The organism is Haliea sp. E1-2-M8 (genome assembly GCF_030649675.1).
Lineage (GTDB): Bacteria > Pseudomonadota > Gammaproteobacteria > Pseudomonadales > Halieaceae > Haliea.
This window is the reverse complement of record NZ_JAUTDR010000006.1, coordinates 13,426-29,589: the sequence shown is the minus strand read 5'-3', so window position 1 is coordinate 29,589 and position 16,164 is coordinate 13,426. Positions and strand designations below refer to the sequence as shown.

At 63.1% G+C, this 16,164-nt stretch carries 17 protein-coding genes and 1 tRNA gene; 8 read left to right on the top strand and 10 right to left on the bottom strand.

All coding sequences use genetic code 11. From position 1 onward, the window contains the following. Positions 1–9: 9 nt before the first annotated feature. The 5 genes from Q6D67_RS06465 to hemA all read right to left on the bottom strand — a co-directional run bounded on the left by Q6D67_RS06465 (position 10) and on the right by hemA (position 4,781). A complete protein-coding gene (locus tag Q6D67_RS06465; protein ID WP_304704770.1) occupies positions 10–624 on the bottom strand; it encodes a DoxX family protein in 615 nt (204 codons plus the stop codon). A 111-nt stretch (positions 625–735) separates the two neighbouring features. Further along, entirely contained in the window at positions 736–1,488 is a 753-nt protein-coding gene (locus Q6D67_RS06460; protein WP_304704769.1) for a molybdopterin-synthase adenylyltransferase MoeB, read from the bottom strand. Further along, positions 1,478–2,311: a peptide chain release factor N(5)-glutamine methyltransferase gene (prmC, locus tag Q6D67_RS06455; protein ID WP_304704768.1), complete on the bottom strand. Its 834-nt coding sequence runs from the start codon at positions 2,309–2,311 to the stop codon at positions 1,478–1,480. The genes Q6D67_RS06460 and prmC overlap by 11 nt, the downstream gene beginning before the upstream one ends. Further along, on the bottom strand, positions 2,311–3,396 hold the full coding sequence (prfA, locus tag Q6D67_RS06450; protein WP_304704767.1) for a peptide chain release factor 1: 1,086 nt from the start codon (positions 3,394–3,396) through the stop codon (positions 2,311–2,313). Before prfA ends, prmC begins: the two co-directional genes overlap by 1 nt. Next, positions 3,393–4,781, bottom strand: a complete 1,389-nt coding sequence (gene hemA, locus Q6D67_RS06445) for a glutamyl-tRNA reductase (RefSeq protein ID WP_304704766.1) — start codon at positions 4,779–4,781, stop codon at positions 3,393–3,395. Before hemA ends, prfA begins: the two co-directional genes overlap by 4 nt. 214 nt (positions 4,782–4,995) lie before the next feature. Here hemA and Q6D67_RS06440 point away from each other — a divergent pair, with 214 nt between their 5' ends. From Q6D67_RS06440 to ychF, 8 genes are all read left to right on the top strand, one after another. Next, positions 4,996–6,750: a tetratricopeptide repeat protein gene (locus Q6D67_RS06440; RefSeq protein ID WP_304704765.1), complete on the top strand. Its 1,755-nt coding sequence runs from the start codon at positions 4,996–4,998 to the stop codon at positions 6,748–6,750. Then, positions 6,747–7,355, top strand: a complete 609-nt coding sequence (gene lolB, locus Q6D67_RS06435) for a lipoprotein insertase outer membrane protein LolB (protein WP_304704764.1) — start codon at positions 6,747–6,749, stop codon at positions 7,353–7,355. The genes Q6D67_RS06440 and lolB overlap by 4 nt, the downstream gene beginning before the upstream one ends. Further along, positions 7,355–8,185, top strand: coding sequence for a 4-(cytidine 5'-diphospho)-2-C-methyl-D-erythritol kinase (gene ispE, locus Q6D67_RS06430; protein WP_304704763.1), 831 nt, complete (start codon positions 7,355–7,357; stop codon positions 8,183–8,185). Before lolB ends, ispE begins: the two co-directional genes overlap by 1 nt. A gap of 18 nt (positions 8,186–8,203) precedes the next feature. Then, a tRNA-Gln gene (locus Q6D67_RS06425) sits at positions 8,204–8,278 on the top strand. Between the two features lie 275 nt (positions 8,279–8,553). After that, a complete protein-coding gene (locus tag Q6D67_RS06420) occupies positions 8,554–9,486 on the top strand; it encodes a ribose-phosphate pyrophosphokinase (protein WP_304704931.1) in 933 nt (310 codons plus the stop codon). Positions 9,487–9,557: 71 nt separating this feature from the next. Beyond that, positions 9,558–10,214: a 50S ribosomal protein L25/general stress protein Ctc gene (locus tag Q6D67_RS06415; RefSeq protein ID WP_304704762.1), complete on the top strand. Its 657-nt coding sequence runs from the start codon at positions 9,558–9,560 to the stop codon at positions 10,212–10,214. 42 nt (positions 10,215–10,256) lie between these two features. Continuing rightward, positions 10,257–10,829 carry an aminoacyl-tRNA hydrolase gene (pth, locus tag Q6D67_RS06410; protein WP_304704761.1) on the top strand — a complete coding sequence of 191 codons (573 nt, stop codon included), beginning with the start codon at positions 10,257–10,259 and terminating at the stop codon, positions 10,827–10,829. Positions 10,830–10,891: 62 nt separating this feature from the next. After that, positions 10,892–11,986, top strand: a complete 1,095-nt coding sequence (gene ychF / locus Q6D67_RS06405; RefSeq protein ID WP_304704760.1) for a redox-regulated ATPase YchF — start codon at positions 10,892–10,894, stop codon at positions 11,984–11,986. Between the two features lie 30 nt (positions 11,987–12,016). On the opposite strand, the gene Q6D67_RS06400 is transcribed toward ychF, so the two are convergent. The 5 genes from Q6D67_RS06400 to Q6D67_RS06380 form a co-directional block, all read right to left on the bottom strand. Then, on the bottom strand, positions 12,017–12,913 hold the full coding sequence (locus tag Q6D67_RS06400) for a hypothetical protein (protein WP_304704930.1): 897 nt from the start codon (positions 12,911–12,913) through the stop codon (positions 12,017–12,019). A 110-nt stretch (positions 12,914–13,023) separates the two neighbouring features. Then, complete coding sequence (locus Q6D67_RS06395) at positions 13,024–13,359, bottom strand: TraR/DksA family transcriptional regulator (RefSeq protein ID WP_304704759.1); 336 nt, start codon at positions 13,357–13,359, stop codon at positions 13,024–13,026. Between the two features lie 88 nt (positions 13,360–13,447). Next, the gene (locus Q6D67_RS06390) at positions 13,448–14,287 is read right to left on the bottom strand and encodes an NAD(P)-binding domain-containing protein (RefSeq protein ID WP_304704758.1); all 840 of its coding nucleotides are present in this window, start codon (positions 14,285–14,287) and stop codon (positions 13,448–13,450) included. Between the two features lie 24 nt (positions 14,288–14,311). Next, complete coding sequence (locus Q6D67_RS06385; RefSeq protein ID WP_304704757.1) at positions 14,312–14,770, bottom strand: hypothetical protein; 459 nt, start codon at positions 14,768–14,770, stop codon at positions 14,312–14,314. Continuing rightward, positions 14,767–16,077 carry a hypothetical protein gene (locus tag Q6D67_RS06380; RefSeq protein ID WP_304704756.1) on the bottom strand — a complete coding sequence of 437 codons (1,311 nt, stop codon included), beginning with the start codon at positions 16,075–16,077 and terminating at the stop codon, positions 14,767–14,769. Before Q6D67_RS06380 ends, Q6D67_RS06385 begins: the two co-directional genes overlap by 4 nt. Positions 16,078–16,164 lie beyond the last annotated feature (87 nt).

The following is a 16,164-nucleotide window of genomic DNA, read 5'->3' as shown; positions in this document are numbered from 1 at the left end:
TCTGGTGCGCTAGTCTAGCATTTTTGGCCGTAAAAAGATGCGCCGGGGATACAGGCGCGAGAGGTAGTAGTCGGCGCTGACAAAACGCCCTCCCCCCATGTACAGCAGGGCCAGCAGCATGATGAAGTAGGTGGCGGCAAACTCGACTCCGTTGTTGAGAATTACCAGGTTACCGTGCTCCGTCAGCCACGTATAATTGCCGTGCTCGCGCAGCAGTTCCTGCGCCGCGCCCAGGCGCACGGCAATCTCTTCGGCACCGGAATCGGCAATCGCCGCCCAACCGTTCTGCCAGTGTACAGCAAAGGCTGCTACCGCCATGGTCACCAACAGCGGCAGCGCGACCCAGCGAGTGGCCAGGCCCAGCAACAGCAGGAGGGCACCAATCGCCTCGGTGTAGGCAGCAAGGTGAGCCAATAGCGCCGGAAACGGTAAACCCAGGCCCCAGTCGGGGTTGCCGAACCACTCGATGGTATTTTCCATGCCCCTGATCTTCTGGATCCCCGCCAGCCAGAAGACAGGTACCAAATACAGCCGCAGGGCAAGCGGTGCCAGCCAATCCAGGTGGCGCAGGACACCGAACAGTCCGTCGTGCAGCGAGTAATACAGGGATGCCAGGCGATTCATCTACAAGCCTCGTGGAATTCACAGAATGTGACAGTGGTCGCGGGAAAAAGTTTGCCTGGCACCCTGCCTCCTGAATATCGACAGATTCTGGGGCAGGGTACCAGCGCCATGTCACTGCGGCCGACAATCCGGACAGCCACGGCGCCGATCCAGCGCCAGCCGCTGCAGGGACAGGCTGCGCAGGTCCAGCATCAGCACCGCGTCGCGCAGGTTTTGCTCCATGCCAACCAGATACTTGATTGCCTCCAGGGCCTGCAGGGAACCGAGAACCCCCACCACCGGACCCAGGACACCATTCTCGGCGCAGGCCAGGCTGCTGTCATCCGCCGCCGCATCCGGGTACAGGCAGCGATAGCACGGCCCGCCGCGGGCAGTGTCAAACAGCGCCAGTTGCCCTTCCATCCGAATCGCGGCAGCGGACAGCAGCGGCACACCCGCCGCAACGCAGACGCGGTTGAGCGCGTAACGGGTGGCAAAGCGGTCACTGGCGTCGAGCACCAGACCCACGCCCTCTACCGCTGCGAGCATGCTCCGGGCATCGAGGTGGCGGTCGATCACTTCGACCCGAACCCCGCGGTTGATCGCGCGCACGGCGCGGGCGGCAGAGACCGCCTTGTTGTCGCCCAGCCCGGCCTCGGTATGGGCTACCTGACGCTGCAGGTTGCTGAGCTCCACCCGATCACCGTCCGCCAGGCGCAGAGTGCCGATGCCGGCGGCGGCCAGGTAGAGCGTAGCGGGGCAACCGAGGCCGCCCAGCCCCACCACCAGCACCGTGGCCGCCGCCAGTGCTTCCTGGCCTGCAACATCGACCTCCGGCACCAGCAGCTGGCGGCTATAGCGTTCCAGATCCGCATCACCCAGCACTCCAATGCCCCCCGGTAATGCGCTCCAGCCCGGCAAGATCGCGGCGGGTCGCCACCGCCCCGAAACCGGCGTCGGTCAGCAGCTGTCGCACCGCCCCGGCCTGCTGGAAACCGTGCTCCAGCAACAGCCAGCCGCCGGGTCGCAGATGGGCGGGCGCCGCGATTGCAAGCTGGCGCAGGTCATCCAGGCCGGCGCTCCCCGCCACCAGCGCACTGCGCGGTTCAAAGCGAACGTCACCGCTGCCCAGCCAGGGGCTGTCGCTTTCCACGTAGGGGGGATTGCTGACCACAAGGTCGAAGCGCTCGCCCTGCAGGGCACCAAACCAGTCCGATTGCAGGCAGCGAACGCGGCCCGGGCACAGGCGCCTGACGTTCTGGTCGGCTACCGCCAGCGCCGCGGCAGAGACATCGACCGCGGTCACCCGCCAACCCGGGCGGCCGCAAGCGAGCGCCAGGGCAATGGCGCCGCTGCCGGTGCCCAGATCCAGCACTGCTGCTGTTGGCGGCAGAGCCAGGTCCAGGGCCCATTCAACCAGGGTCTCGGTCTCGGGACGGGGAATCAACGTGGCTTCAGTGACACAGAGGGACAGGGACCAGAATTCCCGTTCGCCGGTGAGGTAGGCGACCGGGACGCCGGCACGGCGCTGCTCCAGCAATGCGGCGTAGTCCGCTGCCTGCGCTGCGGTCAGTGATTGTTCTGGCCAGGCGTACAGCCAGCTGCGGGATTTGCCGAGCAGGTGGCCCAGCAGGACTTCGGCGTCGCGGCGCGCACTGTCGCCGGGCAGGTCGTCCCCAGCCCGCAGGCAGGCTGCGACCGTGGTCATCAGTGCCCGGCCAGAGCCGCCAGCTGGTCGGCCTGATACTCCTGCCGCAGGGGGCCGACAATAGCGGCGAGGTTGCCCTGCATGACCTCGTCCAGGCTGTACAGGGTGAGATTGATGCGGTGATCGGTGACCCGACCCTGGGGAAAATTATAGGTGCGGATGCGCTCGGAGCGATCGCCGCTGCCAACCAGGTTGCGGCGTTGCTCGGCCGTCTCCGCGGCCTGTTTGTCCACCGCCGAGGACATCAGCCGGGCCTGCAACAGGGACAGGGCCCGGGCCCGGTTCTTGTGCTGGGAGCGCTCGTCCTGGCACTCCACCACGACGCCGCTGGGCAGATGGGTGATGCGGACCGCGGAATCGGTCTTGTTGACGTGCTGGCCACCGGCGCCCGAGGCGCGGAAGGTGTCGACGCGGATGTCGGCCTTGTTGATCTCCCCGACCTCCACTGCGTCCGGTTCCGGCATTATCGCCACGGTGCAGGCGGAGGTATGGATGCGGCCCTGGGATTCGGTCGCCGGTACACGCTGCACACGGTGGGCGCCAGACTCAAACTTGAGGTGGGCGTAGACATCGCGCCCCTCCACCAGGCTGATGACCTCCTTGTAGCCGCCATGTTCGCCCTCGCGCTCTGACAGCACCTCGATGCGCCAGCCCATCTGCTCGGCATAGCGAACGTACATGCGAAACAGATCGCCGGCAAATATTGCGGCTTCGTCGCCGCCGGTGCCGGCGCGAATCTCCAGGAACACGTTGGCGGAGTCCTGTGGATCCCGGGGCAGGAGCAAGGTCTGCAACTCCAGCTCCAGCGCCGCCAGCCGCTCGCTGGCGCTTTCGATCTCCTCCTCGGCCATGGCCACGATCTCTGGATCCGACTCCGCCAGCATTTGCCGGGCCTCCTCCAGGTCTTCCCGGACGCGGTGGTACTCGGCGTAACACTGCACCAGAGACTCCAGCTCGGAATATTCACGCGACAGGTCGCGGAAGCGGTTCTGGTCGGCGATGGTGTCTGCATCCCCAAGCAGGGCGGACACTTCCTCGTGGCGATCCGCGAGGGCATCGAGTTTGGTAAGTAGCGAGGCTTTCATTGCAGTATGCGTTGGCCGGGTCGTGGGCTGGGGATATCCATGGCGGGGTCTTCCGGGTTCAGTTCCGGCAGCGGCTGCGGGCCGTCGGCTGGGGCGCTCCCGGCTGCGGCGCCCCCAACGGATTCCAACCCGAGGAGTTTGCGGGCCCCTGCCACCAGGTCCTGTCGGCCGTCGGCACTGGCGCGCTTGAGACCGGCGGTGGGGGCGTGGATCAACTTGTTGGTGATGCCGCGCGCGAGCTGCGCCACAATCTGCTGCGGGTCGTCCCCGCGCGCCAGGCCGCGCAATGCGCGCTGCACCTCCTGCTCGCGGATGTTCTCCGCCATGTCCCGGTACTGGCGCACCGTGTCCACGGCGGCCAGGCTACGGACTTCCTCCAACACCTGCGCCACGCCTTCTTCAATCAGCAGGTCCGCCTTGCGGGCCTCGCTCTGGCGACTGCGCAGGTTCTGTTCGACGATCTCCCGCAGGTCATCCACAGTGTAGAGATAGATATCCGGAAGCTCGGCGACCTGGGGCTCAATGTCCCGCGGCACGGCGATGTCGACCATAAGTATGGGCCGGTGCTTGCGCGCCTTGATGGCCTGTTCCACAGCGCCCTTGCCGAGGATAGGCAACTGGCTGGCGGTGGAGGTGATCACGATATCCGAGTGCAGCAGATGCTCGGGAATGTCCGCCAGCAGCACCGCTTCGGCACCGAACTTCTGCGCCAGCTCCCGGGCGCGGCCCAGGGTGCGGTTGGCAATGACGATACGGCGCACGCCCGCCTCGACCAGGTGCCGGGCGACCAGCTCCACCGTTTCGCCGGCCCCCACCAGCAGCGCGTCACAGCGGCTGAGGTCGGAAAAAATGTGACCGGCCAGATCCACCGCGGCGTAGGCCACTGACACCGGGTTCTCGCCAATGGCGGTGTCGGTGCGCACCTTCTTGGCAATCGCAAAAACCCTCTGGAACAGGCGGCCCAGGTCACCACCGATAGTGCCGGCCTCCAGCGCCACCGCATACGCGGACTTCAACTGGCCGAGAATCTGCGGCTCCCCCAGCACCATGGAATCAAGACCGCAGGCCACCTTGACCATGTGCTGCAGGGCGGCGCCGGCTTCATGGTAGTAAGCGGCCTGGCGCAGCTCCTGGCTGGACAGGTGATGGTAGTTGGCCACCCATTCGATCAGCCGGGTGGACTTGTCCGCCAGCTTGCTGTTGTCGGAGACCATGGCGTAAAGCTCGGTGCGATTGCAGGTGGAGAGAATGACAACCTCATCCAGCCCCGCCTGCTCGCAAGCGTCTTCCAGCGCCTCGGCAACCTGTTCCGGGGCAAAGGCCACCCGCTCACGCACTTCGACACCGGCGGAGTTGTGGTTGATACCCAGGGCGATGAGGTTCATGGCGTTTGTGGTCAGCTCCAGTGGCGGCGGGCCACAAAAGGCCGCGGACCAAACCACATTCGGTGAAAATAATCGCAGATTCTAACAAGTTACAGCCCAAAAGACAGGTGTTTAGGTAGCTCAACACTGGAACCTATGGGCTTCTCCGGAGTCCAGAGGAGTTGGGATTAGTACCCCGACTATGTCACTATTACCCTGTATTCGCTGGATAATCATGCCTGCCCTGATCATGTTCCGACTGTTGCTGACATCTGCGCTACTGCTGGCGGCGTCCGGCTGTGCCACCACGCCCGGGGCGCCCGCCGAGCCGGACACGGAGGAGCAGGTCACCGCGGCTGCGGCAAAGCCGGAGCCACCGGAGCGGGCCTTCCCCGAGGACAGTATCTATCCGCTGCTGGTCGCGGAATTTGCCCTGCGCCGCAGCGCCTACGATATGGCGCTGGGTAACTACCTGGAACAGGCCGACCGGCTGCGCGACCCGGGGGTCAGTGCCCACGCCACCCATCTCGCCCAGTTCATGAAGCGCGAGCCCCAGGCACTGGAGGCAGTGCAATTGTGGGTGGAGCTGGAGCCCGAGCACCCCGAGGCCAACAACACCCTGGCCACCCTGTTGATACGCCAGGGCCGGCCAGCGGCTGCGGTGCCGCACCTGGCGGTGATCGCCCGCCAGGGCCTGCAGCCCAACTTTCCGATTCTTCTGGGTGGCTTCCGCGATCTGCCCGGCACGGAGAAACAGATGCTGGCCGACGCCGTGGCAGCGCTGGAGGAAGACTTCCCCGACGACACCCGCCTGCTGCTCACCCGGGCGCTGATCCTCGACGAACTGGAGCAGGCCGACGCCGCCAGCGCGGTGCTGGAACAATTGTTTGCCCTGGAACCGGGGCAAACACAGGCCCTGTTGCTGGACGCCAAGTTGCGCCTGGAGGCGGAACATGCGGCACCCTTCGAGCGCATTGAGGGGGCGCTGGCGACTGAACCCGACAACAAGGCCCTGCGCTTGCAGTTCGCGCGCCTGCTGACGCGCTCGGACATCGATGCCGCGCGCCGCCAGTTCGAAATCCTGTCCGCCCAGTCGCCACGGGATGGCGACCTGCTGCTGTCGCTGGCATTGCTCAACCAGGATCATGGCGACACCCTTGCGGCGAAGGCCTACCTGCGCCAGGTCCTGGCGCTGGAGCAACGCGTCGATGAGGCGAACTACTATCTCGGCCGCATCGCCGAGGACGAAGGCAGGCAGGACGAGGCCATCGCCGCCTACAGCCGGGTGGAGGACCCGGAAGGACGCGAATTCTTCAGCGCCCGCGGGCGAGTAGGCAGACTGCTGATCCAGCGCGGCGATATCAGTAGCAGCGCAGAATTCTTTGACCTGCAGCGGCAGGCCTACCCGGAATTGCGCGAGCAGTTATACGCCCTGGAGGCGGAGCTACTGAGCCAGGCCAGTTTGCTCGACGCTGGCATGGCGCTGCTCAACCAGGCCGTCGCCGAGCTGCCTGAAGCCACGTCCCTGCGCTATAGCCGAGCCATGCTGGCAGAGCGCCGGGGCGACCTGACGCTGATGGAATCCGACCTCCGCCACATTCTGGCGCTGAATCCGGACAATGCCACCGCGCTCAACGCCCTCGGTTACACCCTCAGCAACCGGACCACCCGCTACGACGAAGCCTACACCCTGATTGCGCGCGCGCTGGTGCTTGCACCCGACGAACCCGCCATCCTCGACAGCATGGGCTGGGTGCTGTTCCAGCTGGGCAGGACCGAGGAGGCCGTCAGCTACCTGCAGCGGGCCTGGGAAAGCATGCCCGACCCCGAAGTGGCGGCGCACCTGGGTGAAGCCCTGTGGTCCCTGGGCGAGGAACAAAAGGCCTACAGCGTCTGGAGCGACGGCCTGCAACAGGACCCACAGCATGAGATATTGCTGGAAACCCTCGAGCGTCTGAACATTTCCATCTCTGATCTGCGCCCGCAGTGAGCAGCCCCAGCCTGGCAGTCTTGCGCCTGCTGCCGTTTTGCCTGCTGTTGTTGCTGGCTGCCTGTGCCACCGGCCCGGTGCCGGTAGCCGGGCAACCGTGGCAGCAGCGGAGCCAGCAACTTGCGGCCCTGGAGAACTGGACGGCACGCGGCAAAATCGCCGTGCGCAGCGGCCAACAGTCGGAATCCGCCAGCCTTGACTGGCAACAGCGTGGCAGCGACACCCGGCTGCAGCTGGCCGGCCCGATGGGCCTGCAGGCAACAGAAATCCACAGTGACGGCGAGGAGTTGCTGGTCCAGCGCGGTGACGAGCTGACCCGCCTGGACATTTCGACCCCCGACGCGGTGCGCCTGCACACCGGCTGGGACCTGCCGCTGCGGGCCCTGCCCTTCTGGTTGAAGGGGCTGCCCGCGCCGGAACCCCGCGCCACGGCAGTAGACGTCGTCGACGAGTTGCTGCAGCAACTGGATCAGGACGGCTGGACAGTTCGCTACGAGCGCTATCAGCAATTCGGTAGTTACCTTCTCCCCACCCGGCTCAGCATCGAGCGCGGGGACACACGGGCGCGGGTGATCATCCAGGACTGGCAGCCGGGGGCCGCGTAATGGCATCCACCCTGGGCCTGCTGTCGCCCGCCAAGCTGAACCTGTTTCTGCACGTAACCGGGCGCCGCGAAGACGGCTACCATACCCTGCAGACCGTTTTTCAGCTGCTGAACTGGGGCGACAGCATGCACTTTACTCCCGACCGCAGCGGCCAGCTGCGGCTGGACATGCCGGGTGTTGCCCTGCCCGCCGAGGACAACCTGATTCTGCGCGCCGCCCGCCTGTTACAGCGGGACGACCTCGGCGCCAGCATAGCCTGTGACAAACGCATCCCCATGGGCGGCGGGCTGGGTGGCGGCTCCTCCAATGCCGCCACCACCCTGCTGGCCCTCAATCACCTCTGGCAACTGGGGCTGGAGCAGGCCGAGCTGCAGGCCCTGGGCGCCCAGCTGGGCGCAGACGTACCGGTATTCGTCGCCGGCCACAGTGCCTGGGCGGAAGGGGTTGGCGAGCAACTTACTCGCATCACCTTGCCGGAAGCGTGGTACCTTGTCATCAAGCCTGCCTGCTCAGTGCCGACAGGGGAAATTTTTTCCAGCCAAGAATTGACACGGGACACCCCGCCAATCACAATGGCCGCCTTTTTTCAGGGGGTCCACCGCAACGACTGCGAACCAGTGGTGGTGGCCAGATACCCTGAGGTCGGGGACGCGCTGCAGTGGCTCCAGGGCTTCGCCGAGGCGAGGCTGACCGGCACCGGCGCCTGCATTTTTGCCGCCTTCGCCAGCCAGCATGAGGCTGTCGCGGTGCAGGAACAGGTCCCGGCGCGGTGGACGAGTTTCACCGCAAGAGGTGTTGACGTGTCACCGGTGCTGACGGCACTGGCCTGAAGTTAACAACAGAATTATTGGGGTGTCGCCAAGTGGCAAGGCACCGGGTTTTGATCCCGGCATTCGTAGGTTCGAATCCTACCACCCCAGCCATATAGAAGAGCTTCGTGGCAGGACCGCGGTATGCGGTTGCAACGAAGTGGGAAAGCCGACCGGTAGGGTTCGAACCAGGTTCGACCACTGCCGCAGGCAGTGGGGCGGAGGAGCAACGCGACGCCGGGCGCAGCCCGAGGGCCAAAGGCCCGAGTCATTCCTGCCATCCAAGCCATACAAATGAGCTTCGTTGCGGAATGTAGCAGCGGAGCGGGAAGCCGACAGGCCCACCCCAGCCATAAATCCCCAGGAGAGAAGCCGTGTCCTCCAAGCTGATGGTCTTTACCGGCAATGCCAATCCGGAACTGGCGCAGAAAATTGCCAACCGACTGTACCTGTCCCTGGGCAAAGCCAGTGTCGGCAAATTCAGTGACGGCGAGATTGCGGTAGAGCTGAACGAAAACGTTCGCGGCAAGGACGTCTTCGTGGTGCAGCCCACCTGTGCGCCGACCAACGACAACCTGATGGAGTTGCTGGTCATGATCGACGCCCTGCGGCGGGCGTCGGCGGCGCGGATCACGGCGGTGGTGCCCTACTTCGGCTACGCCCGCCAGGATCGCCGGGTGCGCTCCGCCCGGGTGCCGATCACTGCCAAGGTGGTGGCAGACATGATGGTCACGGTAGGGGTAGACCGGGTGCTGACGGTAGACCTGCACGCGGAACAGATTCAGGGTTTCTTTGGCTGCCCGGTGGACAACGTCTACGGCTCGCCGATCCTGAACGAGGATATTCTGGCCTGCAACTATGAGAACCTGATGGTGGTCTCGCCGGACATCGGCGGGGTGGTCAGGGCCCGGGCAATCGCCAAGCAGCTTGACGATGCCGACCTGGCGATTATCGACAAGCGCCGGCCGCAAGCCAATGAGGCCCAGGTGATGAACCTGATCGGCGAGGTTGAGGGCCGTATCTGCTTGCTGGTCGACGACATGGTCGACACCGCCGGCACCCTGTGCAAGGCAGCTGACGCCCTCAAGGAGCGCGGCGCCGACAAGGTTGTGGCCTACTGTACCCACGCGGTACTGTCCGGCCGCGCCCTGGAAAATATACACGGCTCCCAGCTCGACGAGCTGGTAGTCACAGACACGATTCCCCTGAGTGCGGAAGCCCGGGCAGTAACGAAGATCCGCCAGCTGACCATTTCGGACCTGCTGGCAGAATCGATACGCCGGGTGTCCAATGAGGAATCCATCAGCGCGCTGTTCCAGTAGGGGCAGCGCTAAACCAAGCTCACTGTTGCGCCGGTCGCAGGCAAGACAGTGTCATCAAAGGAGTCCAGACAATGTCTGACCAATTTGAACTGTACGCAGAGGTGCGTGAGGACCTGGGGAAAGGTGCGAGCCGCCGCCTGCGTCGTCTCGCTGACCAGGTCCCGGCCATCATTTATGGTGCCGACAAGGATCCCCAGCCCCTGTCCATCATCCGCAAGGACCTGGAAAAAGCCCTGGAACATGAGGCCTTTTTCTCCCACGTGCTGGTCATCAACATCGGCGGCAAGAAGCAGAAAGCCATCCTCAAGGACCTGCAGCGTCACCCGGCCCGGAACAGCGTCACCCATGCTGACTTCCTCCGTGTGAACGAGAAGGTAGCGATCAAGGTCAATGTGCCGGTCCACTTCCTGAACGAGACGACCTGCCACGGCGTCAAGGTGCAGGGCGGCATGATCCAGCATCAGGCGACCGACATCGAAGTCCTTTGTCTGCCCAGCGACATTCCCGAGTACCTTGAGGTGGATATGGCCGGGGTGGAGATCGGTGACATTATTCACCTGTCCGACATCGCCCTGCCAGAGGGTGTCGTCTCGGTAGCTCTTTCCCTGGGTGAAGACCACGACCTGGCGGTAGCTTCCGTAGTTGCACCGCGAGGCGGCAGCGATGACGAAAGCGAAGACGACTCCTCTTCATCTTCTGACGAGAGCTCAGACAGCAGCGAGGACTGAACCCTCGCAGCTGCGACACTGGCGTTGGCAACTTCAATTTCCATGATTGCCGGACTGGGCAACCCGGGCAGCGACTACCGGGGAACCCGTCACAACGCCGGTGCCGATTTCGTTGAAGCACTGGCGCGCCAGCATGGCGCCACCCTGCAAGCCGAATCCCGTTTTTTCGGGTTTACAGCCCGCATTCACTGCGCAGGTCACGACCTGCGCCTGCTTATTCCCACGACCTTCATGAATCGATCTGGCCAGGCCGTTGCCGCCATGGCCAGCTTCTATAAAGTGGCTCCAGAGGCCATTCTGGTGGCCCATGACGAGCTGGACATCCCCCCCGGTACAGCACGGTTCAAGCGCGGCGGGGGCCACGGTGGCCACAATGGCCTGCGTGATATCGTGTCCTGCCTCGGCAACAACAACAGTTTTGCGCGCCTGCGCGTTGGCATTGGCCATCCGGGCCACGCCTCGCGGGTGACCGGCTATGTGCTGGGCAAGCCGACCGCGGACGAACGGGAAAAGATGGACGCCAGTATCGAGGCCGCCATCGCCGCCCTGCCCTTCCTGCTGGCCGGCGAGGATACCCGGGCCATGACCCAACTACACAGCTTCAGCGCCGCCTGAGCGGCGCTAAAAGCTCCCACACAAAAGTCTGCAACTACAGTCTACAACCACAGGATTCACAAATGGGTTTCAAATGCGGAATCGTCGGGCTGCCCAACGTCGGCAAGTCCACCCTGTTCAACGCCCTGACCCGGGCCGGCATTGATGCGGAGAATTTCCCCTTCTGCACCATCGAGCCCAATGCCGGCGTCGTGCCGGTACCGGACCCGCGCCAGCAGCGCATCGCCGAAATCGTCAAGCCGCAGCGGGAAGTCTCCACCACCATGGAGTTTGTCGACATTGCAGGACTGGTGGCAGGCGCCTCCAAGGGTGAAGGCCTGGGCAACCAGTTCCTGGCCAATATCCGCGAGACCGACGCCATCGCCCACGTGGTGCGCTGCTTCAATGACGACAACGTGATCCACGTTGCCAACCGGGTAGACCCGCGCTCGGATATCGACGTGATCAACACCGAGCTGGCGCTGGCGGATCTGGAGAGCTGCGAAAAACAGCTGCAGCGGGTCACCCGTAATGCCAAGGGCGGCGACAAGGAGGCCATCGCACTCAAGGCGCTGCTGGAAAACAAGCTGCTGCCACACCTGAACGAGGCATTGCCGGTGCGCTCCCTGACGCTGGACGACGCGGAGCGAGCCCTGGTCAAAACCCTGCATCTGCTCACCGTCAAACCAACCATGTATATCGCCAATGTCGATGAAGACGGCTTCGACGAAAACCCCTACCTGGACACCGTGCGCGACATCGCCGTCAGCGAAGGGGCGATTGTCGTGGCCATCTGCAACAAGCTGGAGTCGGAAATCGTCGAACTGGAGGACTCCGAGCGTCTGGAATTCCTGCAGGACCTGGGCATGGAAGAGCCGGGGCTGGACCGGGTGATCCGCGCCGGCTATCAGCTACTCAACCTGCAGACCTATTTCACCGCCGGGGAAAAAGAAGTGCGCGCCTGGACCGTGAAAGTCGGCGCCACTGCGCCGGAAGCCGCGGGCGTCATCCACACGGATTTCCAGAAGGGCTTTATTCGCGCCGAGGTCATCAGCTACGAAGACTTCATCGCCTACAAAGGGGAACAGGGTGCCAAGGATGCGGGCCGCTGGCGGCTGGAAGGCAAGGACTACATCGTGCAGGACGGCGATGTGATTCACTTCCGATTCAACGTCTGAGGAGGACAGCGGAAGTGGCGCAAGCGGCAGTTACACCCGCTTGCGCGGCCCACAGAACCCGAGCATGCGTCCCAGGGCAAATACCGCCAGCCCGACGATGATGCCGAACATGCCCTCGTAGTATTCAGTCAGCAAAGGAATCCGCGTCCAGCCATAGACCGCCACCAGGGCGGCGAGCACCATCACGAAAGCGAGCCCCTCGCCAGGGCGATAGCCGAATATGTAGACCAGCAGCAATGGCGCGAAGGTGGCGCCCAGCACGCCCCAGGAAACCACCACCAGATCAAACACGTTCTGCGGCCCGGACAGGGCGATCCCCAACGCCAGTGCCACCACCGTCACCGTCGCCGTCTTCACCCGCCACAACTTCTGGGTCTTGCCCATCGCGTCCTCGGTCAACGCGGCCGAGCAGGTCAGCACCAGGGAGTCGCCCGTGGAGATAGTGGCGGCAAACACCCCGGCCAGCACCAGGCCAACCAGCACCGGTGGCAACAGATCCAGCGCCATGGTCGGCAACGCCAGCTCAGGGTCAAAGGAATCCGACTCCGGAATCAGCAGGCGCGAGAGGAGGCCCACGCTATTGGCCGCCAGATAGAAGGCCACATACCAGGCGTAGTAGTAGAGTCGTGCGCGATTGGTGCTGGCCGCCGAATCCAGCGACATGAAACGTATCATGATGTGAGGCTGGCCGATGACGCTGAAACCGGCGAACAGCCAACCCACGATAAAGAGCGTCGGACCCCAGGGACTGGCCAGCCCCACCACGGCGCCAGGCCACACATCCATGTAGTCGGGAGACACCTGGTTGAGCTGCTGCCAGGTGGCACTCAATCCGCCCAGATGGTCTACAGCCACCCACAGCATCAGGAACATGGCCACGATCATCACTATCGCCTGTGCGGCATCGGTCCAGATTGCGGCGCGAATGCCACCGGCAGCTGCTTTGCGCGTAACGGTGGGACAATACGCCGATCAGCACAAAACCGGCAAGACAGAGCAGGAATGCGATGACTGTTGGGGTCACACCGGGAGCCCCGCTATTTCTGGCAGCTAATGCAGCGTGTCACCGTAGGGTCGACACGCAAGCGGGCCAGACTGATATCCTCTCCACACTCAAAACATTCCCCGAATTCGCCCTTGTCGATGCGCCTGATTGCACCCTCGATACGGGTCAGCATCTGTTCCTTGCGACGCTGCACCTCGATGGCCATTTGCTGGGACTGCAGCGCATCCATGCGCGACAGGCGACCGACGGAAGTCTGGTCTAGTGTCACCGTACCGGCTGCCTCCCGGGAGACTTCACGCCTTGACAGCATCTCTGCGCGCATCTGACACAGCTGCTCGTAAAACTTATCAAGCTGTATTTTTTCCATGGCCAACCTCACGATTCACGACACCTGTGTGACAGGCACCGCCCATTGTTACGCGTTTATTTCTGCCCCACGTCATCCAAATATGTAATCAGCTGATGACAGCGTCAATGTCTTCCGCTGATCCATCCGGCCACACAACACCCGATTCGGTGAACGCGGTAAACGGCCTCGTGCTGGCAAGAATGCCCTTGTCCCGTGCGGCCTTGACCGGTGGCACCATGACAATGTCGCCGATGCCGCCCACAGTAGCACCCTCTGCATCCCCCTTGAGCCTGGCGGTCGCCCGCTCGAACAACACACGGCCATCCACATCGTCGGGCAGGAACACGGGATCCGACAGGGTTACCCACGAGGCGTTCGCCACCTCGGCGACTTCTGCCAGGATCTGCGCTCCGGAGTTGCCGCCACCAACGACCAGCACACGCTGGCCCTTGAATTGATTGGGCTCTCGATACTGTGCCGAGTGCAGCTGTTTCCCCCGGAAGTGTTCCTGCCCGGGATAACTGGGGGTAAAGGCGTGGCTCCAGGTGCCGGTAGCGCTGACCACGGCGCGAGTTCGCCACTGGTACGTGCCGTCGGACACCAAAAAACAGTTGTTCTCCGCATCCCGCATGACCTTGTCGACATGGTGGGGGCGATAAACCGGCAGTTGGTAGCGCTCTTCATAGCGACGCAAATAGGGGAGCACATCGTCTCGATGGGGAAACCCCGCATCGTCGCGTTGCTGCAGCATGATTCCCGGCAGCGAGCTGAGGGTGGCGGGCGAAAACAGCCGCAGGGACTCCCAGGCGTGGAGCCATGCACCACCGGGCTCGTGCTGATCGTCAAGGAGTATAAAGTCCAGTGACGCCTTCGTGAGAAGATATCCTACCGCGAGCGCCGCCTGGCCACCGCCAATAATGATCACGTCGAAGAGCTTGGTCCCCATTGCACAATACTCCCGAACCCGGATTCAGATATCCCGGCCGCGATTGATCTGCTGGGACAGCTGCATGGTTTCGTGCTCCTCAACGCCCAACAGCGCTTCCAGCAACTCCTGTTCCTCGGGAATGGCGGAGCGACCGAGCAGATAGCGGTAGAGCTCCTGGATCTGCTGGTGGCTGGCAAAGACATCCGCGGCAATGGCATCGTAGGTCATGGTTCCATAGGGCTTGTCGGAGAGGCGGTCGATTTCAAGCGGCGAGTGCACTTCATAGTCGTAGACCATGGTGTGCAAGGCTTTGGGATCTGCCTGCTCTTCAAAACCGGCAACCATTTTTCCCAGCTCGGTTTCCTGTTGCTGAAGATATTCCAGCAGCTCTCTCGCTCGTTCCTCCTGCTGGATTTGCTGACCTGCCGCAAGGGCTTTGGCCAAATGAAAATGGACCTCCCTGGTCCAATCGATCAGTGTTTCGATAGATTCGATTCTCATTCTGTGCTCCATTGACAAGTAGTGCTAGCGGATTCCGTGCAATCGGATTGCCCTTGGTACACCGGAGCGAAACCGCCACCCGGGGTGCGGAAGTTGGTAGTCTGACCCTGGTACAATCGCGCTGCCACCCACTGCACCGCGCCATCGTAAACATAGTTGCGCAGATCGTACTTGAACACCAGCGGAGTGGTTTCTCCCAGGGCGAAGCGCTCTCCCGGGGCGACCAAGGCCTGGGCGACGTATTCGCCCGCCAGCACTTCACTCCATACTCGTTTGGTGATCTTGTCGCCGCGCCAGGCGGCCTTGCTTCCATAACCGCTTGCGGGCTTGAAAAACAGTCGTTTGCGTTCAGCCCACAGGCGATCGGCGTGGGCGGGGTCGACGATCTCCGTGTGGGGAATACCTTGCAAGAGTATCTGTTGCAGGCTGTCAGGAACCTGCATGGCGTCCAGTTCCAGCGGGTCAGTAAGCAGTGCCAGATTGCGCTTGTCGGCATAGAGAGCATGGGTCTGTGGATGAGGCGTCAGTACCACTGCGTTTGCCAGGTAGGCTTCGCGAATGGCTGCTACGCCGTTCTGCTCAAGCAGAAAATCTGTCAGCCGGTTGTAGACCAGATCGATGGGCCTGGACCCAGCCCAGAGTGCGCCATTCCCGAAGCGCAGTTGCTCCGGCGTCACGATCACCGCGTCGATTCCGCAGCGCTGGAACAGTTGCCGGAACAGAACGAATTCCGGATACAGATATTGCTCCATCGGGTTTTCATCGACAATCGCGATGGACCGCAATGGCCGGTCATGACCCGAAAGCTCCCACTCCCGCCGAAACATGGCAACAATGGACTGCTCCAGTTGCAGGGCGGTCGCCGCGTTCGGAACCAGGTCGGCCACTTCCGGGCAGCAGGCGCGCTGGGCGCGGGCCAGCACCGCATTGAGCAGGGCTCCGCCGGCGTTGGTATTGATTTCTATCAGCCCGACCGAATCGGGGCCGATATGAAAGTCGTACCCCATGAAGACGCCCCTGGCACCACCGGGGTGGTGACGGGCAATGGCTGGTGCGGAGTCAAGCACCCTATCCCGCCATTGACTGGATTTGACCACGGTTTCGACTGCGCCAATAACGGCGTTCATGCGCCGGATGTGGTCATCTGCGACAAACACCGGCTGCGCTGAAAAGAGATAGGGGCAGCGTTCACGGGTCAATTGGTAGAGGCCCTGCTCGCCCAGCTCCGTTTCCAGCGCCCGGCTTAGTGCGCCCTCATCAAGGCTCAAGCAAAAGCACTGTTGATTGAGACCTGCCAGTCCACTCACGGCGACTCCCTCAAGCAGTGATCGGTAAGCGAGTCAGAGCTCACCAGTATCGTGTCATCGATTTCCTTTAAATCAGTTGTCATGATG